The organism is Pantoea sp. alder81, from assembly GCF_020179835.1.
Lineage (GTDB): Bacteria > Pseudomonadota > Gammaproteobacteria > Enterobacterales > Enterobacteriaceae > Pantoea.
Genome location: NZ_JAIUDA010000002.1, coordinates 483,328 through 505,833, shown reverse-complemented (window position 1 = coordinate 505,833; position 22,506 = coordinate 483,328). Strand labels below are relative to the sequence as shown.

Annotated in this window: 18 protein-coding genes; 9 read left to right on the top strand and 9 right to left on the bottom strand. The window is 43.4% G+C overall.

What is annotated here, in order from left to right; all coding sequences use genetic code 11:
• Nucleotides 1–5 precede the first annotated feature (5 nt).
• From cpsG to gndA, 8 genes are all read left to right on the top strand, one after another.
• On the top strand, nt 6–1,391 hold the full coding sequence (gene cpsG / locus LBW88_RS07290) for a phosphomannomutase CpsG (RefSeq protein ID WP_224931324.1): 1,386 nt from the start codon (nt 6–8) through the stop codon (nt 1,389–1,391).
• 1 nt (nt 1,392) lies between these two features.
• Entirely contained in the window at nt 1,393–2,178 is a 786-nt protein-coding gene (locus tag LBW88_RS07285) for an ABC transporter permease (RefSeq protein WP_265112578.1), read from the top strand.
• Nucleotides 2,178–3,398, top strand: coding sequence for an ABC transporter ATP-binding protein (locus LBW88_RS07280; RefSeq protein ID WP_224931328.1), 1,221 nt, complete (start codon nt 2,178–2,180; stop codon nt 3,396–3,398). Before LBW88_RS07285 ends, LBW88_RS07280 begins: the two co-directional genes overlap by 1 nt.
• Nucleotides 3,391–4,653: a class I SAM-dependent methyltransferase gene (locus LBW88_RS07275; protein ID WP_224931330.1), complete on the top strand. Its 1,263-nt coding sequence runs from the start codon at nt 3,391–3,393 to the stop codon at nt 4,651–4,653. Before LBW88_RS07280 ends, LBW88_RS07275 begins: the two co-directional genes overlap by 8 nt.
• The gene (locus LBW88_RS07270) at nt 4,653–8,303 is read left to right on the top strand and encodes a glycosyltransferase (protein WP_224931332.1); all 3,651 of its coding nucleotides are present in this window, start codon (nt 4,653–4,655) and stop codon (nt 8,301–8,303) included. Before LBW88_RS07275 ends, LBW88_RS07270 begins: the two co-directional genes overlap by 1 nt.
• A 42-nt stretch (nt 8,304–8,345) precedes the next feature.
• Nucleotides 8,346–9,488: a glycosyltransferase family 4 protein gene (locus LBW88_RS07265; RefSeq protein WP_224931334.1), complete on the top strand. Its 1,143-nt coding sequence runs from the start codon at nt 8,346–8,348 to the stop codon at nt 9,486–9,488.
• Nucleotides 9,485–10,597 (top strand): glycosyltransferase family 4 protein, encoded by a 1,113-nt coding sequence (locus LBW88_RS07260; protein WP_265112579.1) that lies wholly within the window; start codon nt 9,485–9,487, stop codon nt 10,595–10,597. The genes LBW88_RS07265 and LBW88_RS07260 overlap by 4 nt, the downstream gene beginning before the upstream one ends.
• 138 nt (nt 10,598–10,735) lie before the next feature.
• A complete protein-coding gene (gene gndA, locus LBW88_RS07255) occupies nt 10,736–12,145 on the top strand; it encodes an NADP-dependent phosphogluconate dehydrogenase (protein WP_224931336.1) in 1,410 nt (469 codons plus the stop codon).
• A 689-nt stretch (nt 12,146–12,834) separates the two neighbouring features.
• Here gndA and opgB read toward each other — a convergent pair.
• Nucleotides 12,835–15,123 (bottom strand): phosphatidylglycerol--membrane-oligosaccharide glycerophosphotransferase, encoded by a 2,289-nt coding sequence (opgB, locus tag LBW88_RS07250; protein WP_224931338.1) that lies wholly within the window; start codon nt 15,121–15,123, stop codon nt 12,835–12,837.
• A gap of 53 nt (nt 15,124–15,176) precedes the next feature.
• The gene (gene pgsA, locus LBW88_RS07245; protein ID WP_224931340.1) at nt 15,177–15,716 is read right to left on the bottom strand and encodes a CDP-diacylglycerol--glycerol-3-phosphate 3-phosphatidyltransferase; all 540 of its coding nucleotides are present in this window, start codon (nt 15,714–15,716) and stop codon (nt 15,177–15,179) included.
• 299 nt (nt 15,717–16,015) lie between these two features.
• On the opposite strand from pgsA, the gene LBW88_RS26590 reads away from it, so the two are divergent.
• A complete protein-coding gene (locus LBW88_RS26590) occupies nt 16,016–16,222 on the top strand; it encodes a transposase (protein WP_224931342.1) in 207 nt (68 codons plus the stop codon).
• A gap of 269 nt (nt 16,223–16,491) precedes the next feature.
• Here LBW88_RS26590 and LBW88_RS07235 read toward each other — a convergent pair whose 3' ends face one another.
• The 7 genes from LBW88_RS07235 to hisB form a co-directional block, all read right to left on the bottom strand.
• Entirely contained in the window at nt 16,492–17,607 is a 1,116-nt protein-coding gene (locus tag LBW88_RS07235; RefSeq protein ID WP_224931344.1) for a succinylglutamate desuccinylase/aspartoacylase family protein, read from the bottom strand.
• A 170-nt stretch (nt 17,608–17,777) separates the two neighbouring features.
• On the bottom strand, nt 17,778–18,575 hold the full coding sequence (locus LBW88_RS07230; protein ID WP_224931346.1) for an ABC transporter substrate-binding protein: 798 nt from the start codon (nt 18,573–18,575) through the stop codon (nt 17,778–17,780).
• A gap of 171 nt (nt 18,576–18,746) precedes the next feature.
• Entirely contained in the window at nt 18,747–19,358 is a 612-nt protein-coding gene (gene hisIE, locus LBW88_RS07225; protein WP_034824749.1) for a bifunctional phosphoribosyl-AMP cyclohydrolase/phosphoribosyl-ATP diphosphatase HisIE, read from the bottom strand.
• Complete coding sequence (gene hisF, locus LBW88_RS07220) at nt 19,352–20,128, bottom strand: imidazole glycerol phosphate synthase subunit HisF (protein ID WP_034824747.1); 777 nt, start codon at nt 20,126–20,128, stop codon at nt 19,352–19,354. The genes hisIE and hisF overlap by 7 nt, the downstream gene beginning before the upstream one ends.
• Nucleotides 20,110–20,847 (bottom strand): 1-(5-phosphoribosyl)-5-[(5-phosphoribosylamino)methylideneamino]imidazole-4-carboxamide isomerase, encoded by a 738-nt coding sequence (gene hisA / locus LBW88_RS07215; RefSeq protein WP_224931348.1) that lies wholly within the window; start codon nt 20,845–20,847, stop codon nt 20,110–20,112. Before hisA ends, hisF begins: the two co-directional genes overlap by 19 nt.
• On the bottom strand, nt 20,847–21,437 hold the full coding sequence (hisH, locus tag LBW88_RS07210) for an imidazole glycerol phosphate synthase subunit HisH (RefSeq protein ID WP_034824743.1): 591 nt from the start codon (nt 21,435–21,437) through the stop codon (nt 20,847–20,849). Before hisH ends, hisA begins: the two co-directional genes overlap by 1 nt.
• The gene (gene hisB / locus LBW88_RS07205; protein WP_224931350.1) at nt 21,437–22,504 is read right to left on the bottom strand and encodes a bifunctional histidinol-phosphatase/imidazoleglycerol-phosphate dehydratase HisB; all 1,068 of its coding nucleotides are present in this window, start codon (nt 22,502–22,504) and stop codon (nt 21,437–21,439) included. The genes hisH and hisB overlap by 1 nt, the downstream gene beginning before the upstream one ends.
• Nucleotides 22,505–22,506 lie beyond the last annotated feature (2 nt).

Below are 22,506 nucleotides of genomic sequence, written 5' to 3'. Positions count from 1 at the left end.
AAATAATGGAAGCACTAACTTGTTTCAAAGCTTACGATATTCGTGGTGAGCTGGGCAAAGAGCTCAATGAAGATATCGCTTATCGTATTGGCCGTGCATATGGCGAATTCATTAAGCCAAAAACAATCGTCGTCGGTGGAGACGTGCGCCTCACCAGTGAATCTCTGAAGCTGGCGTTAGCAAATGGTCTGCGGGACGCTGGCACAGATGTGCTGGATATTGGCATGAGCGGTACAGAAGAGATTTACTTCGCCACTTTCCACCTTGGAATTGACGGAGGGATTGAAGTTACCGCCAGCCACAATCCGATGAACTACAACGGCATGAAACTGGTGCGTGAAGGCGCACGCCCTATTAGCGGTGATACAGGCCTTCGCGATGTACAGCGTCTGGCTGAAGCTAATGAGTTTTCAGCCGTCGATGAATCAAAGCGCGGTAGCTACAAGCAGATTTCAGTGTTGGACGCTTATGTAGATCATCTGATGGGCTACATCGATTTGGCCAATTTCAAAGAGCCAATGAAACTGGTGATCAACTCAGGCAATGGTGCTGCAGGCCATGTCATTGATGAAATTGAAAAGCGCTTCAAGCTGGCAAATGCGCCGGTCAGCTTCATTAAGGTGCACCATCAGGCTGATGGCAACTTCCCTAATGGTATCCCTAACCCTTTACTGCCTGAATGCCGCAAAGATACGTCAGATGCAGTACGTGCACACAATGCGGATATGGGTATCGCTTTTGACGGTGATTTTGACCGGTGCTTCCTTTTTGATGAGAATGCTGAGTTTATTGAAGGCTATTATATCGTTGGCCTTTTGGCAGAAGCGTTCCTGAAGAAAGAAAAGGGTGCCAAAATAATCCACGACCCGCGCCTTACATGGAACACCATTGATGTAGTGACTAAAGCTGGTGGAATTCCTGTCATATCTAAAACCGGCCATGCGTTCATTAAAGAGCGTATGCGTGAAGAAGATGCGATCTATGGTGGGGAGATGAGTGCACATCACTATTTTCGTGACTTTGCTTATTGTGATAGCGGGATGATTCCGTGGTTATTAATAGCTGAGTTGTTACAGACTAATAAGACGAGTCTTCAATCTTTAGTCAAAGAGAGAATGGCTCAATTCCCAGCTTCCGGTGAAATTAACCGAAAAGTTAATAATGCGACCACTCTCATTAGAATGGTAGAGGAAAAATACAGAGCAGATGCTTTAGAAATTGATAAAACTGATGGTTTGAGTATGACATTCGGAGATTGGCGTTTAAATTTAAGGATGTCTAATACTGAGCCTTTAATGCGACTAAATATTGAAAGTCGCTATAATAATGAACTTATGATGATTAAGACCTCAGAGATATTATCATTCTTGGATAAAGGTGATTGTGCCTGACATGTTAAAATCTATCTATCAGTATCGCGGTTTTATTATCAGTAGTATAAAGCGAGATTTTCAATCTCGTTATCAAACAAGTATGCTAGGAGCACTATGGTTAGTGCTCCAACCACTTGCGATGATATTAGTGTATACATTGGTTTTCTCACAGGTAATGAAAGCCAGAATGCCCGATAATACAGGGTCATTTGCATATAGCATTTATCTTTGTTCAGGTGTATTAACATGGGGGCTGTTTACTGAAATTTTAGACAAAAGTCAGGGTGTATTTATTAATAATGCCAACCTGATAAAAAAACTCAGTTTCCCTAAGATCTGCCTTCCGTTCATTGTTGTCGCCTCAGCAGTGCTTAATTTCTTGATAATTTTTTCACTTTTCATTATTTTCCTAATATTTACCGGGAATTTCCCTGGATGGCTAATTCTGACAATGATTCCAGTTATCCTATTGCAAATCGCATTTGCGACAGGGTTGGGGATGATTTTTGGTGTGATGAATGTTTTTTTCAGAGATGTTGGGCAGTTTGTTGGTGTGTTACTACAATTTTGGTTTTGGTTTACACCGATTGTATACGTATTGAACTCTCTTCCTCAGTGGGCGCACAAAATACTCATGTATAATCCGGTCGCTCGCTTAATGCAGGCTTATCAAGGGATATTTGCTTACCATAAAATACCGGATTGGGGTTCTCTGCTTCCAGTTTTAATTTTAAGTATTATTTTTTGTGCTTACGGGTTTGTTTTATTTAGAAGACACTCGGCTGAAATGGTGGATGAACTCTAATGACACATATCTTAGTTTCGGGTGTAGGGAAAGCATATAAAATTTATCAGCGAAAAGTTCATCGGCTGATGGAATGGATAATTCCAGGTATTAAATCGCAGCACTCACTTAAGTGGATTTTAAAAGATATTAATTTTGAAATTAATGAGGGTGAAGCAGTTGGCATCATTGGTATCAATGGCGCAGGAAAGAGCACGTTGTTGAAATTGATTACTGGTACTGCAAAACCAACAACAGGAAATATTGATATTTCAGGCCGGGTCGCTGCCATGCTAGAACTTGGTATGGGATTTCATGCTGATTTTACCGGTCGGCAAAATGTTTACATGTCAGGCCAACTACTCGGTTTATCCGTTGAACAGATTAATCAACTCATGCCTGAAATTGAGTCATTTGCGGAGATTGATGACTACATTGACCAACCTGTTCGAGTCTACTCCAGTGGTATGCAGGTAAGACTGGCATTTAGCGTTGCAACAGCGATTCGTCCGGATATTTTAATCATTGATGAAGCACTGTCGGTGGGAGACGCTTATTTTCAACATAAAAGTTTCGAGCGAATCCGTGAGTTCAGAAGAAAAGGGACAACTTTACTCCTCGTCTCACATGATAAGCAGGCAATCCAAAGCATTTGCGACCGCGCCATCCTGTTAAACAAAGGGGAGGTGGCCATGGAGGGGGAACCTGAAGCGGTAATGGATTTTTATAACGCGCTATTAGCAGACAAAGAAAAAAAATCCATTAAGTTGAGTAATAACGATGGCAAGCTGGCGACGCTTTCAGGTACTGGGGAAGCGCGCATTAGTCGTATAGAGCTGCTGAATGAAAACAATGAGTCAATTGAATCTTTGCAGGTTGGGCAAGCAGTTTCTTTAAAAGTTCAAGCGGAAATATATGAGGATATCGATGAATTAGTTGTAGGCTACGTTATCAAGGACCGCCTTGGACAACCCGTATTCGGTACAAATACTCACCACATGAGGAAAGTCTTGAGTGAACTGACGGCTGGTAAAAAACTGGAATATACTTTTAGTTTTGACGCCAACTTGGGTGTTGGCTCCTATTCGATTGCTGTAGCTTTGCACTCATCAGATACACATGTAGCTCGAAACTATGAGTGGCGTGATCTGGCTCTAGTATTCACTGTTGTGAACAGCGGTAAACCATCCTTTATAGGCGTAGCCTGGATGCCACCCCAATTGGAGATTAAAGGTGAGTAATAATTTTTACCGTGCATTTGAAGACAAGCATCGTGGTAGTGTTGCCGATATTCGTCAAAGATTGACAGTATATTTGCCGTTAGTCACTAAACTTAATTCTTACTTTCCAGATGATGGCGTAATTGATATTGGCTGCGGGCGAGGTGAATGGTTAAAACTTCTTCGTGATAATAATATACGCGCGGTCGGAGTCGATCTTGATGAAGGAATGCTTGCCGAAGCATTAAAGGATGGTCTTACCGTAGAATTAGACGATTGCATCAATTTTTTGAAGAAGAAAAAAAATGAAAGTGCAATTGCAATTACAGGCTTTCATTTAGTCGAACATCTTCCTTTTGAAATTGTTCATACCTTGGTATCAGAAGCACAGCGGGTGTTAAAACCTGGAGGTCTACTGATACTTGAAACACCGAATCCAGAAAATTTAAGTGTTGGCAGTTGTTCGTTCTACATGGATCCCACTCATCAAAACCCCATCCCTCCAGAACTGTTAAAGTTTCTTCCTGATTATTACGGATTTGAAAGAACTCGAATAGTCAGATTGCAAGAGAGTGCTCGAATTAAAGATAATTCTTCTGAACTAACGCTATCGGAAGTGTTGAAGGGGGTTAGTCCAGATTACAGTACTGTCTCTCAAAAGTCAGGTTCTCATGAATTAATTACCGAATTTAATGAGTTTTTTGTAAAAAAAATTGGTGTAACTCTGGATGAACTTGCTGACCGCTATGATATGGTGCTAGCTGACCGTTATGAAATGGTGTTAGGAGAAAGACTCGAAGTTATATCCCTTGAGCACGAAAAGAAGATAGAAAGTGTTCGAGCTGAAATTAAAGATATTATTGAGTTCAATAAACAGTTAGAAAATAGATTGGCTGCCGTTTATTCCAGTAACTCATGGCGTATAACTGCTCCCTTACGACGTGTGATAGACTTGGGTAAACGTACAAATATTGCTCGTAAAAAAGGACTTAAGTATCTCGCTAAAGCTATTGTGCGTAAAATATTTCAGCGTCTTGTCCTTATATCCGGGAAATACCCCAAGGCAAGAACTAGCGCGTTGAGTCTGATGCGTAAGCTTGGATTATATTCCTTAGTAAAGAGTTTTTATTTTAAATCTATAAGCGAAGAAAATCTTTCGCACAATTATAATAATTCCTTTTCAATATCGCATGTTGATAATTTGACAAACAGGGCAAAGGGGATCTATGAGGATCTTCATAAAGATGAAGTAAAGAATCATAAAGGTAATAAATAATGAAAATTTTAATCGATTTACAGGGCGCACAAACTGAAAGCAGATTTAGAGGAATAGGGCGCTATTCATTATCTATTACTAAAGGTTTACTACGGAATAACAAATATCATGACTTCTATGTTCTCCTCAATGGTAACTTTGAAGAAACTATCGAAGATATCAAAACCGTTCTGGATGGTTTATTACCAGAAAAAAACATCTTGGTATGTCAACTACCGACGCCTCTTCGTGCTTGCGATGAGGGTAATGAATGGAGACAGAGTGCTGCTGCGATTATTCGCGAGGAAATGATTCGCACGCTTTCAGTTGATTGGGTTTTCATTACCAGCCTATTTGAAGGTCATATTGATGATGCCACGCTCACCATTAAAAAATTGCAAAGCAATACGAAAGTAGCTGTGCTTCATCACGATCTCATACCCCTCGTCAACGAAAAAACGTACTTGCAAGATGGTCAGTTTCGCCAATATTACATGAAAAAAATTGAGTGTCTAAAAATGGCAGATCTTATTCTGACGAATTCAGATTATACAGCTCAAGAAACTCATGAATATTTACCTGATGCTTCAGGTGAAATTGTATCAATATCTTCAGCTACTGAGGATATGTGGTACGATAAAGAGATAGTTGATATTAATATCGAAGCGGTTAGAGAAAAATTTTCAATTAGGAAAGATATTATTCTTTATGCGCCGGGTGGTTTTGATAAGCGCAAAAACTTTGAAAGACTCATTGTTGCTTTCTCTGAAATTGAACCTGAATTACGATTTAATAAACAATTAGTTATTATAAGTAAGGTCAATGAAGCTGATCGAAACTATCTGCAATCAATTGTTAAAAATGCTGGCCTGTTAAAATCTGACGTTATTTTAACCGGGTATGTTAGTGATGACGAACTGATTCTTCTCTATCGGAACTGCTTCTTATTTGTTTTTGCTTCAGAGCATGAAGGGTTCGGATTACCTATTCTGGAAGCAATGAGATGTGGCGCACCAACTATTGGTTCCAATGTGACCAGTATACCCGAAGTTATTGGGCTGGAAGAGGCGCTCTTCGACCCATTTTCTGTGAAATCGATCTCCAGTAAAATTCGTGAAGTGATTATCAATGACCAGTTTCGTCACTCCCTCAAAAATCATGCATTGAGCCAAGCCTCAAAATTTTCCTGGGACATTTCTGCTCAACGTGCTCTTGATGCCTTTGAGCACTTTAAGTCGGAAATTGTTCTAACGGTTGAAAATACCAGAGAAAGCATCTCTGCACTCGACAGTTTAAAAAGAATCAGCACTAAGGTCAGACCTACTGATCAGGACTTGTTACGCGTCGCCGAGGCGCTCGACCGGAATATTAAGAGAGTTGAACTGAATAATGCCTTGGTAGAACCTTTGCAGTGGCAGGTCGATGGCCCCTTTGATTCATCTTATAGTCTCGCCCTGGTTAATCGTGAATTTGCTCGTGGCCTTGCTAGGAAAGGCGTAGAAATTAGACTGCATTCCACTGAGGGGCCAGGTGATTTCTCCCCAGACATATCTTTCATGCAGAAAGCGGCTAATGCTGACTTGCTCGCATGGAATGAGAAGGCAGTAAGAGAGAGAGCTGTATCAGTTTCTATTCAGTCACGTAATATCTATCCGCCACGAGTTTCTGGACTCAATTCGAAGGTAAAACTCCTACATTGTTATGCTTGGGAAGAGACCGGGTATCCCTTAGAGTGGATTCACAACTTTAATCAGGAACTTGATGCTGTTCTCTGCACTTCACACCATGTTAAAAAAGTTCTTATTGATAACGGCTTGCGCATACCAGCAATTGTCACGGGGAATGGTTGTGATCATTGGGAAAGTGTTAATGCTAAGCACTATTCGCTTGGAACAGACAAAACATTACGTTTCCTGCATGTCTCATCTTGCTTCCCGCGTAAAGGGGCAGAAGCCATGCTTGAAGCCTTCGGTCAAGCATTCAGCCTTGAAGATGATGTGACACTTATCATTAAGACGTTTGACAATCCCCATAATACAATCTCTGAGAGCCTGACAGCATGGCAGAAAAAAAATCCTGATTTTCCGCAAGTTGTCATCATCAAAGAGGACCTTGACGAAGGTAGCCTAAAGAGCATCTACGAACAATGTGATGTGCTCGTCGCGCCAAGTTGTGCGGAAGGCTTTGGGCTACCCATTGCGGAAGCAATGTTAAGTGGAATGCCCGCCATTGTTACCGACTGGAGTGGGCAAAAAGATTTTTGTGATTCAACGAATAGCTGGCTAGTGGACTACGACTATGCTCATGCTAAAACACATTTTGGTCTTTACTCTTCGGCCTGGGTCAACATTGATGTTGATGACCTGGCGAGGAAGATGAAACTTGCTGCGTTGACGCCAGCCGATAAACGAAGTGAAATGGCTAAGAATGGACGTGAGAAGATTCTTTCTGATTTTACATGGTCAGCTGTGGCAGAGCGTTCTGTTTCCGCTATTCATACGTTAGAAACTAAAAATTGGGAATTAAATCAGAAAGCTAAAATAGGTTGGATAACGACCTGGAATACTAAATGCGGCATAGCAACTTACTCACAGCATTTGATAGATAATATGTCTGGGATTAACCCAGTTATTTTCTCACCCAATGGACAAGAACTCCTTGATATAAAAAATGACTCTAGTATTCGTAGTTGGAGTATTGGGAAAGAGAATAATGACTTCGATGCCATCCTCAAGCATATAATGCAAGCTGGAATTAATACCATTATAATTCAGTTTAACTATGGCTTCTTCAATCATGCCGAGTTATCAGAGTTAATTTACGCACTAAAACAAAAAAATATAGTTGTTGTTATGACCCTGCATTCAACAGTCGATCCTGAGAAGAAACCTGAACAGAATTTTAAATTAGTTCATATGATTGATGCCTTAAAATGCTGTGACCGTCTATTAGTGCATTCCTTTGCTGATATGAATCGTTTAAAATCTCTTGGTTTGGAAAATAACGTAACGCTTTTCCCGCATGGCGTATTGAGCAACAAGAGACTATCGATCAAGCATCAAACAAAAAAAAATATGCACGTTATCGCTAGTTATGGTTTCTGCTTACCTCATAAAGGTTTGAGTGAAATTGTAGAAGCGGTAAAAATACTAAGAGATCAAAAAGTTCCAGTTAAATTAAAATTAGTCAATGCTGAATTCCCAGTTGGAGAATCGCGAGATTTAATACATAAACTGAAGCAATATGTTAATGATAACAATATTGGCGATCTCGTAGAATTCCATAATAGCTTCTTATCTGATGATGAAAGTTTAAATTTATTGTCTGATGCTGACCTGCTTTTGTTTGCCTATCAAGACACTGGAGAATCTGCAAGCGGGGCGGTACGATACGGGATGGCTACAAGCAAACCTGTCATTGTTACGCCTATTCCAATTTTCAACGACCTTGGTGATGCTGTTTTTAAATTTAATGGTTTTACTGCAAAACAAATTGCTGAGGACATCATTGCAGGGCTTAAAGAAATTGAAGGCGAAACCCCAAAATGGGAATCAGTTACTAGTGCTGCAGAGAGTTGGCGCAACCAGCATGACTACAGTGCTGTAAGCATGCGACTTAATAATATCTGTAATGGATTGATTAGAAATAGAGCAATCAAAGATTGGTGTTAATTATAGAATGAGCCATAGCATTATGGCTCTCTTGAGGAATTTATGAAGGTCATTCTTTCTGTTGAACCAATCAAATATCCCTTAACAGGTATTGGTCGTTATACATACGAATTGGCAAGAGCTATTGAAAAAACCAATGAGATTGAACATCTTTTATACTTTGATGGAAAAAAAATCGTTCAGAATATACCAGGTGAAAATTCATCTGTTACAGTGTCGCACGGTCTGAAAAACATTCTAAAAAACAATTCCGCTGCAATAAAAATTTATCAAACACTCTCGCCAAAGATTAAAAAAAGAGTGTTGTCCCGTTATGGTGACTATATTTATCACGGTCCAAATTTTTTTTTGCCAGAACACAAAGCTAAAAAAGTTAGTACATTTCATGATCTGAGTCCATTCAAGTATCCCTACTTTTTTGAGCCCAAAAGGTGTAAGTACACCCAACAAGAAATTTTGAAAGGTCTTAAACGTAGTGATTTCATTATTACGGTCTCGGATTATATTAAAAAAGAGTTGAGTGAACATTTCGATTATCCAAGTGATAGAATCAAAACGACGCATTTGGCTGCTTCAGATAATTTTTTTCCAAGAAATGAGTTGCAAACATTACCGGTATTAAAAAAATATAATTTAAATTATCAAGGCTACTCTCTTTTTATCGGCACTATTGAGCCGCGAAAAAACATAGTTTCTCTTATCGATGCTTATGAATCTATGCCAGCTGAGCTCAGGCTTTCCTATCCACTCGTTATCAGTGGATTCAAAGGATGGCGAAACGAGCAGATTCTTTTCAGAATTGAAAAAGCACAACGTGAAGGATGGTTGATCTATCTGGGATACATTCCCAATTCAGATATCCCATTGCTCTATAGTGCTGCTAAAGTATTTTGTTTCCCCAGTAATTATGAAGGATTTGGTTTGCCTGTTTTAGAGGCTCTACAATCTGGAGTACCGGTGGTATGTTCAAATAATTCCTCATTGACCGAAGTCGCCGGTGAAAATTCACTATTTCATGAATCCGGGGATGTTGAGGGTATACGTAGTCAGCTCGAAATTGCATTGTGCTCTGTTGAACACAGAAACCATGCTATCGAGCAGGGAATCACTCATGCCAAACGTTTCAGTTGGGAAAAATGTGCCCAACAAACTATGGATGTTTATAAAGAATTAAATCATTTATGATAAAAGTTCTCCATTTTTATAAAACCTATTATCCAGATACTTTCGGCGGCATTGAACAGGTTATATTTCAACTCGCTGAAGGGGCGAAAAATAGCGAGATTGAAACCACTGTACTCTCATTGACCCCAGGAGAGACAGATCTCAATGCCACAATAGCCTCCCACAAGGCTTTCAGAATTCATGCGGATTTCTCCATAGCATCGAGTCCATTTTCAATTCGCGCATTGTCACTCTTTAAAAAACTTGCCAGTGAGGCTGATGTTATTCACTACCACTTCCCATGGCCATTCATGGATATTTTGCATTTTATCTGCAAGATAAACAGACCAACGGTGGTTAGTTATCATTCTGATATTGTACGGCAGAGGAAGTTACTGAAAATCTACACTCCGCTAATGCATAAGTTTATGTCATCAGTGGATAAAATAGTCGCTACATCGCCAAACTATGTAGAAACAAGTCCAATATTAAAAAAATATATTGATAAGGTCGATGTAATTCCCATAGGAATCAACCAAGCAGGATATAAATTACCCGCTCCCGCCGCGCTAGATTCGTGGCAGGCCAGACTACCCGAGCGGTTTTTCCTTTTTGTTGGCACTCTTCGTTATTATAAAGGCTTGCATATCTTATTAGAAGCTAATAAGACCAAGGATTACCCAATTGTAATTGTGGGTTCCGGTCCCATTCAAAATGAATTGAAAATGCAAGCCGAAGAAGTAGGGCTCAAAAATATTATTTTCCTAGGTGCATTAGATGACATTGATAAAATAGCTTTATTACATCTCTGCTATGCGATGGTTTTTCCATCGCACTTGAGGTCAGAGGCATTTGGGATTTCTTTGCTAGAAGGGGCTATGTTTAGCAAACCATTAATATCAAGCGAGATAGGCACAGGGACTTCATGGATTAATATCCATCACGAGACAGGGATTGTTGTTCCACCTTCTGATCCAGAAGCGCTGGCCGTAGCCCTTGAAACATTGTGGGAAAACCCGGCGCTGGCAAAGGCTTACGGAGAAAATGCTTATCAACGTTACCGGGAACATTTTACCGGTGAAAAAATGGTCTCCGCTTACCTTGGTTTATATAAGTCGTTGATAAAATAGTATCTTTAACGATTTATGCGATTAATGAATTTAGCATCAATCACTACCCGAACATGACTATAGTGAGTTAACATAATTTCCACCTTTGTTCACCAGCAGAACGTGTCTGGTGATGAGACCTTCAGACAGGAGTAGATAATGTCCAAGCAACAAATCGGTGTGGTTGGTATGGCTGTGATGGGACGTAATCTGGCTTTAAACATTGAGAGCCGTGGTTACACTGTTTCTATCTTCAACCGTTCTCGTGAAAAGACTGATGAAGTCATCGCGGAAAATCAGGGTAAGAAACTCGCGCCATTTTACACCGTAGAAGAGTTTGTTGAATCACTAGAAAAACCACGCCGCATTTTGCTAATGGTTCAAGCCGGTGAAGCTACCGATAAAACTATCGCTTCACTGACACCGCATCTGGACAAGGGCGACATCCTTATTGATGGCGGTAACACTTTCTATAAAGACACTATTCGTCGCAATAAAGAACTTTCTGATCAAGGCTTTAACTTCATTGGTACAGGCGTTTCTGGCGGTGAAGAAGGCGCATTGAAAGGTCCTTCCATCATGCCTGGTGGTCAGAAAGAAGCGTACGAACTGGTCGCACCAATTTTGGATAAGATCGCAGCGCGCGCCGAAGATGGCGAAGCTTGTGTTGCTTACATCGGTCCAAACGGTGCTGGTCACTACGTTAAGATGGTACATAACGGCATCGAGTACGGCGACATGCAGCTGATTGCAGAAGCTTATGCGTTGCTAAAAGGTGCGCTGGGTCTAAACAACGAAGAACTGGCTAAAACCTTCACTGACTGGAACAATGGTGAGTTGAGCAGCTATTTGATTGACATCACTAAAGATATCTTCACTAAGAAAGATGAAGACGGTAAATACCTAGTTGATGTGATTCTGGATGAAGCAGCGAACAAAGGTACCGGTAAATGGACCAGTCAGAGCTCATTGGACCTCGGCGAGCCGTTGTCACTGATTACGGAATCTGTATTCGCCCGTTACCTTTCATCTCTGAAATCTCAGCGTGTTGCTGCTTCTAAAGTATTGAGCGGTCCACAAGCTAAAGCCTTCACTGGTGATAAAGCTGAGTTCGTTGAGAAAGTACGACGTGCTTTGTATTTGGGTAAAATTGTTTCTTATGCACAGGGCTTCTCACAGCTGCGTGCTGCTTCTGAAGAAAACAATTGGGATCTGCACTACGGTGAAATCGCTAAGATCTTCCGTGCGGGTTGCATTATCCGTGCTCAGTTCTTGCAGAAAATCACTGATGCGTATGCAAGCAATGCCAATATCGCTAATTTGCTGCTGGATCCATACTTCAAAAACATTGCTGATGAGTATCAGCAAGCGCTGCGTGATGTCGTTTCTTACGCTATCCAAAACGGTATTCCAACGCCAACCTTCTCAGCAGCTATCGCTTACTATGACAGCTATCGCTCTGAAATCTTACCAGCGAACTTGATTCAAGCTCAACGTGACTATTTTGGTGCTCATACTTACAAGCGTACTGACAAAGACGGTGTTTTCCACACCGAGTGGCTTGACTAATTTTTATTAGATATATGATTAGTTAAGTAAAAGGCTTAATGCATAGCATTGAGCCTTTTTTTTAAATTGATATTATTGTATTTGAAAATGAATATATTCAATAAACACAATTTCACCAATTTATTTTTTAGGATTTGATGCAATTCCGGTAAAAATAGATGTTGTTATAATGAAATTTTTCATCTAATTTTAAATTTCTTCATTCAATGGTTTGTCATATTATATTTACACTCGTGCGGCTATGATTTAAATAAGGATGAGTAAGTAATAAATATCTGCAGTACAGAATTTTTGCTACCAGTAAGACATGGATTAATACAACTCCCTCCCAGGGGTGACAAAGAGAAATGGAAGTTTAATTAGTATTCTGCAACGCTGTGGAGTTGTTCATCGATATATTTAAAAGCTGATAATAAAAGTGAAATTCTTAAATCTTTGGTACGTAGTTAACTAGGGGGATAGAAAAGAACAAGCGAATTTAACGTAATATAAGCTGTATGGTGTGCTTTCATATCTAATTAAAATAACAATGATATTTTTTTGATCAAAAATCATGGGTGCTGACTTGTTGAGATTTAAAAAATGACAGGCCCGTTTGACAGGCCTATTATTTAATCCAAAATGTTAATGCTGAAACTACTTGGCCTACATCACTTAATAAAAATATCTTAAGATTAAGCCATGTGTTTTTATCTTATATTATTAACAATTAAATTTCTTAAGCCTATCCCCAAAATTCTTGCATCCCCGCTCTCACCGTTGGAAAGCGGTGATGAAGGATGAATTGGTGTAATCAGAATCTCATTTGAATGCTGCCTGTTAGCGAAAGAAAGACCCTGAATATTTCCAATGGTCTTGAAATCTACCCGCTTAGTTTCATTTCCAATAGTTACATCAACCAATCCGCCATCACCATCTTTGTATGCGCTGGCATCTAAGTCAATACTTACATCCTCAGGAAGAGGATCTTTAGTTTCGATTATGACTGAGACACTTAGAGAAGCATCACTCCATCTTCCCCAATCTTCACGATGAGATAAACCAGTTATTTTTTTCACATACTCTGGCATTCCAGGATAACTAAAATCAATTTTATTACCTGGGTATTTTAACTCTCGAAGTGGAATTTTAAGTTGAGTAATACGATCTTTAAAGCTAACATCATAATTTTTAGCATTTGATATATCGTAAGTGAATTTAATCTTGTCATCATCAACTTTACTTAAAAAGACTCCGCCGTTATTTTTCCCATATGCAACACAAAGCCCAGGTTCGATTTTATTAGAGAATACATGGGTGATCTTGAAACAGTCATCCACCCATAAGAATTGGCTTCCTTCACTAAACTCAGAAAGCTGTGTAGCTAACGACACGCTTACATCTCTATCGAAATAAGGTTCTATAGAGTCTTTGGTTATTTTAAGAAGAACTGGTAATTTGAAAGAGGTCTCAGGAAGCTCAATCTGCATCGCCGACTTATGTATTGTAAAATTTTTAATTGATTTTGGAAATCCCCACAAGGCGATTACAGAGTTTTTCCATGAGTTGACTTTTTCAGTCATATCCGGGAACTTTTCGTATAGAGTCTCACTCTTGAAAGAACTTCTTCCAAGGCCAATACGTGAATCTCCTCCCATAGCATCAAGCACTGTTGCGCCGTTATCAAGGCTGCTTCTTTCTTTGCTTAAATCCACTTTTTGTGCACTGCTTTCGCTATCAATAAGCATGAACAGGTCTCTACGAGGATGAGAAATCAACGCGTCGTAGGCTGTATTATTCATGGCCAGATGATCTGAAGTTACGACGATAATTGTGTTCTTAAATTCTGGAGAAGATTTGACTTTATTAATGAATTTAGCTATTTGCTCTTGTGAGCAAAAAACTGCTGACATTGATGAGTTAGATTTAGCATTAAACAGGTAGTTATCTTTGCTGCATGATTTGTTAACAAATCCGTCAGGGTGATGAGTATCTACGGTCAATAAAAAAAGTCCAAATGGCTTGTTTGATTTCGACAGTTTCTGATACTGCTTAAATGCAAGATCTAGAACTGTATCATCATACCATCCCCAATCGTTAACATATGAACGGTCTACCACATCAGCGGCTAATTCTTGGCGACCAAATATATGGTCAAACCCATGATTTTCAAAGAATAATCTTTTCCCACCAAAATCGAGATCTGCTCCCTGGTAAAAATAGAGTTCATAACCTGACTTCTTTAGTATATCTCCAAGGCAGGTGGTTCCGGGGAAGAACGAAGCCAAGGAGTCAGAAGAATTGCCAGAGAAAGGAGCAAATAAAGGAATTCCACACTGTGATGATACAATTCCTGCAATAGTGTAGTCAGTACCAGGTAACTGAATTGTGTTATTAAAGTCATATGACTTATCTTTAATAGATGAGAGATCATCAGTTAAATGAGGGAACCAAGATTTATCAAAGTATGTTCTTTCCAGACTTTCACCATAAATATAAATTATATTTTTTGTTGGTTTCTTTGTTGACTCTGATGGGTCAATATAATATTTAGTGAAATCTTTTGAATCGTGAAGTCTAGTATTGATGATTTTATATAACCCAATCACACCAGGATTGATAACAATAGATGCTAAAATAACAATGAACACTTTCAACGTGTTCTTTTTGCTCGATTTGGTTGGAATGGAATTGTTTACATTTACAGCTTTCCACATCATGAATACCATGCATAGGAACGTAAACAGTATCATTGAAAATGGAAAGACGTACTTTTGAACGCCAGCGCCCTTCAAATCACTAAGAAGAGTGTAGATAACCGATTCATTTATGCCTGCACCTGTAAAATAGTTGGCTCCAACATAAAAACAGCTAATAAATAATATTAACACATATAATGAAATGATAAATATTTTTTCAGAGAGTCTTTGTGATATAAATTTCCTCGCTAAAAGAAGCGAAATAAACATGAAAAAAATTGAAATAAACAAGCTAAGCATATTTTTATCCCATGTGACAAAATTAATAATTACCAAAATTTAATTCTAACGGCCTATAAGTGTTTTTTTGCAGCCCTTAGATATCCATACATTGAATATATCGTTAAAGCAGTTGAAGTATATAATGCTATTACTCCTATTGACGTTAGGGTTAAGCCACTTCGCCACAAGAGGGCAGTTAAGCAAATCATTTGTAATGATGTTTTAAGCTTTCCAGCCCATGAAACTTTTACCGAGTTTCTCTCTCCCAATTCAGCCATCCATTCCCTTAGCGCAGAGATAATAATCTCACGGGCGATCATTATCGATACAGGGATGGTTACCCACCATGAATGGAAATGTTCGGCTATGAGAACAAAGGCGATGGTGACGAGAACTTTATCAGCAACTGGGTCGAGAAATGCACCAAACTGAGTAGTTTGGTTTAGTCTTCGGGCAAGATACCCATCAAGCCAATCAGTAGCTGAAGCGACAATAAAAATTATGGTAGTCACAGCCGCTGACCATGAATAATCTATGTAATATGATATTACAAAAAACGGAATCAAAAAAAACCTGAATAATGTCAATGATATAGGTATATTTAGTTTCATTGTAATTTTGATTTTGAAATGAGGTGATGTATGTTGCTACACATTGCTTTTTCTGACAAGGATGTAATTTGAAAATGTTCTTATTTTCAATTCTCATGTTCGGCAATAGTTGCCACACTAAGTGCCCTATCTTTGTGGATGATTTCACACAGGAAGCCTGAAGCTCATCCCAACATTTGGGATGAGCTTCAGGCATTCAGGTGACACGTATTTTTGGACAGCATTGTACAGTCTATTTTTTATCCGGCGACGATAAGAACTGATTATGGCTAGAAATCTACTTTGCTTACATTAGAGCTATGGGCCTTGTACAGTGTGTTAAGTTGCGCTTAAACTTCTCGGGTAAACCAACTCAGAGCGAATTCATTGAAAATTTCAACGATCGCTTTCCTTATGAATACCTGAATGAGCAATCGTTCAACGATGTTCTCAATGCTCGGAAAATCGTTAATGACTTGGTGCAGATCTATAACGAGTCACAATTTCATTTATGGCTAAATTACTAGGCATCGGCTGAATTTAAATTAAGCTGAAGAAATACGCTATTAAAAACAGACAAGGCAATGTTCCTATCTAATCATTGTATATAATTTTGAAAGTAGACTCTATACAACGTAGCCAAAACGATTAATAAACTAAGTATATAATGTATATCAACTTTTTTACTTTAATTTATTCAAATGACATATTATTTCCCTTAAAAAATATCTAACTTAAATAAAAGCTGATTACAATTAAAATTTTTATGTTTGGCCATTATTCATTTTGGTTAAACTCAAACCACTAAAAGCTCCCCATCACGCCCCGCATTCTCCCCAGCCAACCTCACCACCAGCATCCCAGCCGTAGCAAACTTCATCAAATTCCTCGCATACAACACCCCACCAAACTCCGCCACCAGTGGCGTCACCTGGTCGGTAATTGGGTCCACAATCTCCGCCACCACTTCACCCGGCTTAATACATTCGCCCAACTCACGGCGATTCAACAGCAACCCAGAATGCGGCGCATGAATATACTCACAACCCGCCAGCGGCGTTGCAGGGTTGATCAGGGCGGGGGACTCACCCACTTCACCCGCAATGTAGCCACCTTCGATCAACGCATTAATAATCGCATCCGCATCTTTCTCTGCTTGTTCAGGCGACACATCTACTACACCACGTAATTCCAGCGTCACCGGCAACAAACCACGTGGCATTGGATACTCACTACCAAACCGTTCTGCCAGCGTCAGCCACGGCTCACAGCAGGCTTCATCAAACGGCTCGCCACCTGAAATCTGCGCCAGCAGCTGTACTTCGCTACCTAACCAACGCGCTAAAGGCTCAATGTCCTGCCAGGCATGCGGGGTCGTGTAGAGGTGTGGCAATGCATCCCAGTCGCAGTGCAGGTCAATCATCAAATCTGCCTGACTGGCCATTCGCATCAGCGTAAAGCGCTGCGCATCCAGCTCGGTACGAGCAATGCGATCGCGATAATGACGGTCAATGGCATCACGGATCAGCCGCTTGTTCTCATACTCGCTCTGCGTTAATGAATCGGCAAGCTCTTCAGCCAGGGTATCGCCCAAAGCCGGAAAGCGGCGATTAAAATCCTGACCAGAGAGCGTATGAAAACGCCCAAGATGGCTGCCATGCCAGTGCTGGCCCATCGCTAGCGGATTCGCCACCGGCACCAGCGTGATCTTTGATTTCAGCTGCCCGGCAGATTCCAGCGTCAGCAGTTTCTGTTTCAGGAACCACGCCACTGCCATACCCGGCAGTTCATCGCCGTGCAGTGCCGCCTGAATGTAGACGCGCTGCTGTGAATCGGTACCGAAATGGAAGCTGACGATTTCGCGCTGTGTACCGAGGGAAGCACTTAACAGAGGATGATGTTGTTGTTGCATGACGTGGTCGATGTCCTGTATCTACGGCACGTTGAACGTGGTGCCTGATTAATTTTATTGATTGGAATTATAGTGCTGCTGTGAGAATGAGCGAAAATGAAGCCGCTAAATTTGCGCTCGCTCATGTTAGCAGCGCGAATCGGGCGGCCTTGAGGCCGCCTCTGTATGGATTAATGCTGGATCGAGATATCGGTGGCGAAGTATTTCTTCTGGATCTTATCGAAGGTGCCGTTTTTCTTGATTTCAGCGAAAGCGTTATCGAGTGCCGTTTTCAGCTCTTCGTCGCCTTTACGCAAACCAATTGCCGTACCTGGGCCGATAATCGGGTCTTCAACAATAGGGCCGGCCAGCTCGAAATCTTTGCCCTGAGGGTGTTTCAGGAAGCCGTTTGCCGCCTGAGCCGCATCAGTGAACACCACATCCAGGCGGCCAGAAATCAAATCGCTCTCCACCTGCGCCTGATCGCCGTAAGGCACAACATTCACGCCGTGTGGCTGCCATTTTGCCAGCGCATAACGCTCCTGCACGGTTCCCTGCTCAACGCCAACCGTCTTGCCTTTCAGCGATTCAGCGGTTGGCAACAGGCCGGAACCTTTACGTGCAATTAATTGAGTCTTGGTGTCATACAGCGGCACGGTGAAATCGATCTGCTTCAAGCGCTCTTCTGTAATACCCATATCCGACAGGATGGCATCAAACTTGCGGGCTTTCAGCGCAGGGATCATGCCGTCGAACTGGCTCTCTACCCACACGCACTTGGTTTGCATCTGCTCGCACAGTGCGTTGCCAAGGTCGATATCAAAGCCAACCAGCTTGCCCTGTGGCGTTTTGGATTCGAAAGGAGGATAGGTTGGATCAACCGCGAAGCGTACTTGTTCAATCTTTGCCTGTGCGCCAAACGCGCAACCTGCCAGCACAGCCAACGCCAGCGTCTGACGCAGGCGGGCAGTAAAACGAGAACTTGCCATAATATCGGTCTTCTTTTTTCGTGATGTGGAATAAAGCAGAGTACCGATCACGGTGAGCCATGGCAATTAGCAGATTATTTTCATCACGTTACCATTATAAGTGGCAATGCTCTCTGGCTTAGAAACAACAAGGCGCACCGAAGTGCGCCTGAACATTTGCTGGGAATCTTGTTACTTATGACGCGCCCGCAGATTATTAATAATCGTGCTCAAATCCAGCTCCTGATCCTGCAGCAGCACCATCAGGTGATACAGCAAATCAGAAGCTTCGTTGGTCAGTTCGTGACGGTCGTTCACCGTAGCAGCCAACGCGGTCTCCACGCCTTCTTCACCCACCTTCTGCGCGATACGTTTGGTGCCGCTGGCATACAGTTTCGCGGTGTAAGAGCTTTCCGGATCGGCGCTCTTACGCGAAGCCAGCAACTGCTCCAGCTGATACAGGAACGCCCAATCTGGCGCCGCCGGTGAGAAGCAGCTTGATGTTCCGAGGTGGCAGGTTGGCCCAATCGGGTTTGCCAGCACCAGCAGCGTATCGTTATCACAATCGGGCGTGATGCTCGCCACCTGCAGGAAATGTCCGGAGGTTTCCCCTTTGGTCCAGAGACGGTTTTTGGTGCGAGAGAAGAAGGTGACGTTGCCTTCCGCCAGCGTCTTTTGCAGCGCTTCCTCATTCATGTAACCGTGCATCAGCACTTCACCAGAAACATTATGCTGGACGATGACAGGCATCATGCCCGCGGTTTTGGCCCAATCCAGTTTGGCCAGTTGTTCTGCAGTTAACACGCGCGAATCTCCACACCGTTGTCGATCAGGAAGTTTTTCAACTCGCCGATATTGATAATTTGTTTGTGGAACACTGAAGCGGCCAGTGCGCCATCAACGTTTGCCTGTTCAAAGGCTTCGAGGAAGTGTGGCATGGTGCCCGCGCCGCCAGAAGCGATCAGTGGCACTTTACACACGTCACGCACTTTCTTCAGTTGTACCAGATCGTAGCCGTTACGCACGCCATCCTGGTTCATCATGTTCAGCACAATTTCGCCCGCGCCCAGCTTTTGCACTTCCTGTACCCAGTCGAGGGTTTCCCAGGTCGTAACGCGCGTACGGGATTCGTCGCCGGTATATTGATTGACGTGATACTTGCCGGTGGCTTCATCGAACCAGGTATCAATCCCCACCACGATGCACTGCACACCAAAGCGATCCGCCAGACGGGTGATCAACGTCGGATCAGCCAGCGCCGGGGAGTTGATAGAGATCTTATCTGCACCGAACTGCAGAATGCGCGCGGCATCCTCTTCGCTCTTGATACCGCCCGCCACGCAGAACGGAATATCGATTACTTCTGCTACGCGCGATACCCAGCTTTTGTCCACTACACGGCCATCAGAAGAGGCGGTGATATCGTAGAACACCAACTCGTCAGCGCCTTCCTGTGCATAGCGCTGCGCCAGTGGCACGATGTCACCGATGATTTCGTGGTTGCGGAACTGCACGCCTTTGACCACTTGTCCGTCACGAACATCGAGACAAGGAATTATCCGTTTTGCCAGCATGCAATCGCCTCCGCTACGGTGAATTTATCTTCCAGCAATGCGCGACCGACGATCACGCCCTGCGCGCCGCTGCCACGCAGGGCCGCGATGTCATCCAGCGAGCCAATGCCGCCTGAACTCTGGAACGCGATGTCCGGGAAGGCATCGGACACTTCTTTATACAGCGCCACGTTGGAGCCGCTTAAGGTGCCATCGCGCGAGATATCGGTGCACAGCACGTGCTTCAGACCAACCGGCTGATACCAGCCAATCACCTCTTCCAGCGTCACGCCTGCCGCTTCCTGCCAGCCGCTTATCGCCACTTCTTTGCGATTATTAGCGTCAATGCGCACATCCAGCGCCAGCACGATGGCATCAGCACCAAACTCTTCAAACCAGCTTTTCACTTCTTCCGGCTGCTTCACGGCGGTGGAACCGACCACCACGCGAGTCGCGCCAGCTTCCAGCAAGGCCGCAACGTCTTCACGATTACGGATGCCGCCACCGACCTGCACCGGTACATTGACGCCGCGCAGCAGGGTAGTGAGCAGAGGGATCTGGCGCTTAGCCGGATCTTTGGCACCGGTTAAATCCACCAGGTGCAGCACTTCCGCGCCCTGACGTTCGTAATCCTGCAGGCGCGGCAGTGGATCGCTACCGTAGTCGCGCTGTTGGCCGTAGTCGCCCTGATGCAGACGCACCACTTTGCCGTCGATTAAATCTAATGCGGGGATAATCATCACATCTCCAGGAAGTTTTTCAACAGCTGCGCGCCTGCTTTGCCAGAACGCTCCGGGTGGAACTGCACGCCGAAGAAGTTATCTTTCTGCAGGGCGGCGGTAAACGGATGGCCATAGTCGCACTGGGCGATGGTGGCGGCATTTACCGGCATGGCGTAGCTGTGCACAAAGTAGAAGTAGCTGCCGTCCGGGATATTACGGAACAGGTGATTACCCGCCTGCGAGGTGATCTGGTTCCAGCCCATGTGCGGCAATGGCAAACCCTGGGTATCCATCAGCGAGACCGGTTCATCCACCAGGCCCAGCGTGGTTACGCCGCCGTTCTCATCGCTGCCGCGACCCAGCAACTGCATGCCGAGGCAAATCCCCAGCACTGGTTGGGTACAGGCTTTGATCAAATCGATCAGATCACGCTCCTGCAGCTGGTTCATGGCCGCTTGGGCGGTGCCCACGCCCGGCAGCAGCAGCTTGTCGGCACGCAGCACCACGTCGGGATCGCGGCTCACCTCTGGCGTATAGCCGAGGCGCTCAATTGCCCACTTTACCGATGACAGGTTGGCGCAGCCGGTATCGAGAATCACCACGTTCATCACAGCACTCCTTTCGAGCTCGGCAGGGTGTTGCCTTCCACGCGAATCGCCTGACGTAAAGTGCGGCCAAAGGCTTTGAACAGGCTTTCCACACGGTGATGGTCGTTCTTGCCTTTAGTTTTCAGGTGCAGGGTGCTCATCATCGCGTAGGAGAGGGAGCTGAAGAAGTGCTCAACCATCTCGGTGCTGAGATCGCCGACACGCTGATAGCTGAACTCGGCTTTGAATTCGATGTGCGGACGGCCAGAGATATCCAGTGCACAGCGCGCCAGACATTCGTCCATCGGCAGCACAAAGCCGAAACGGCCGATGCCACGTTTGTCGCCCAGCGCTTTCAGTAGCGCTTCACCCAGCGCCAGACCGGTATCTTCCACGGTGTGGTGATCGTCGATGTAGAGATCACCTTTCACGTCGATGTTCATGCGGAAGCCGCCGTGCACCGCGATCTGATCCAGCATGTGATCAAAGAAGCCGACGCCAGTGTTGATCTTGCTACCGCCTTCGCGGTCCAGCCAGACTTCCACTTTGATCTGCGTTTCTTTGGTGTCGCGCTGCACCAGCGCATGGCGATCGCGTTTGGTCAGGCGAGTTTGGATCGCATCCCAGTCAATGCCTTCTGCACCATAACGCAGGCCCTGAATGCCCATGTTCTCAGCCAGTTGGATATCGGTCAGACGATCGCCAATCACATAGCTGTTTGCGGTATCCAGTGCGCCTTGTGCCAGCCAGGCTTCCACCATTTTGGTTTTCGGTTTGCGGCAATCGCAGTTGTCCTCGGGCATATGCGGGCAGATCAGGATGTCGCTAAAGTTCACGCCCTGTGAACTCAAAATCTGCATCATCAGGTTGTGCGGGCCATCAAAATCAGCCTGCGGGAAGCTGTCAGTGCCGAGGCCATCCTGATTAGTGATCATCACTAACTGATAACCGGCATTTTGCAGGGCCAGCAGCGCAGGAATGGCATTCTTTTCAAACGCCAGCTTCTCCATGCGATCTACCTGATAATCCGTTGGCGGCTCAGAGATGATGGTACCGTCGCGGTCAATAAAAAGGGTCTTCTGGCTCATGC

Excerpts from the sequence above, each read along its gene's own strand:
- LBW88_RS07280 (WP_224931328.1), top strand. The coding sequence starts at position 2,178 with ATGACACATATCTTAGTTTCGGGTGTAGGGAAAGCATATAAAATTTAT.
- LBW88_RS07235 (WP_224931344.1), bottom strand. The coding sequence starts at position 17,607 with ATGCAACAACAACATCATCCTCTGTTAAGTGCTTCCCTCGGTACACAG.
- hisF (WP_034824747.1), bottom strand. The coding sequence starts at position 20,128 with ATGCTGGCAAAACGGATAATTCCTTGTCTCGATGTTCGTGACGGACAA.
- LBW88_RS07230 (WP_224931346.1), bottom strand. The coding sequence starts at position 18,575 with ATGGCAAGTTCTCGTTTTACTGCCCGCCTGCGTCAGACGCTGGCGTTG.
- LBW88_RS07285 (WP_265112578.1), top strand. The coding sequence starts at position 1,393 with ATGTTAAAATCTATCTATCAGTATCGCGGTTTTATTATCAGTAGTATA.
- LBW88_RS07260 (WP_265112579.1), top strand. The coding sequence starts at position 9,485 with ATGATAAAAGTTCTCCATTTTTATAAAACCTATTATCCAGATACTTTC.
- LBW88_RS07265 (WP_224931334.1), top strand. The coding sequence starts at position 8,346 with ATGAAGGTCATTCTTTCTGTTGAACCAATCAAATATCCCTTAACAGGT.
- hisB (WP_224931350.1), bottom strand. The coding sequence starts at position 22,504 with ATGAGCCAGAAGACCCTTTTTATTGACCGCGACGGTACCATCATCTCT.
- gndA (WP_224931336.1), top strand. The coding sequence starts at position 10,736 with ATGTCCAAGCAACAAATCGGTGTGGTTGGTATGGCTGTGATGGGACGT.
- pgsA (WP_224931340.1), bottom strand. The coding sequence starts at position 15,716 with ATGAAACTAAATATACCTATATCATTGACATTATTCAGGTTTTTTTTG.
- hisA (WP_224931348.1), bottom strand. The coding sequence starts at position 20,847 with ATGATTATCCCCGCATTAGATTTAATCGACGGCAAAGTGGTGCGTCTG.
- cpsG (WP_224931324.1), top strand. The coding sequence starts at position 6 with ATGGAAGCACTAACTTGTTTCAAAGCTTACGATATTCGTGGTGAGCTG.
- opgB (WP_224931338.1), bottom strand. The coding sequence starts at position 15,123 with ATGCTTAGCTTGTTTATTTCAATTTTTTTCATGTTTATTTCGCTTCTT.
- LBW88_RS07270 (WP_224931332.1), top strand. The coding sequence starts at position 4,653 with ATGAAAATTTTAATCGATTTACAGGGCGCACAAACTGAAAGCAGATTT.
- LBW88_RS26590 (WP_224931342.1), top strand. The coding sequence starts at position 16,016 with ATGGGCCTTGTACAGTGTGTTAAGTTGCGCTTAAACTTCTCGGGTAAA.
- hisH (WP_034824743.1), bottom strand. The coding sequence starts at position 21,437 with ATGAACGTGGTGATTCTCGATACCGGCTGCGCCAACCTGTCATCGGTA.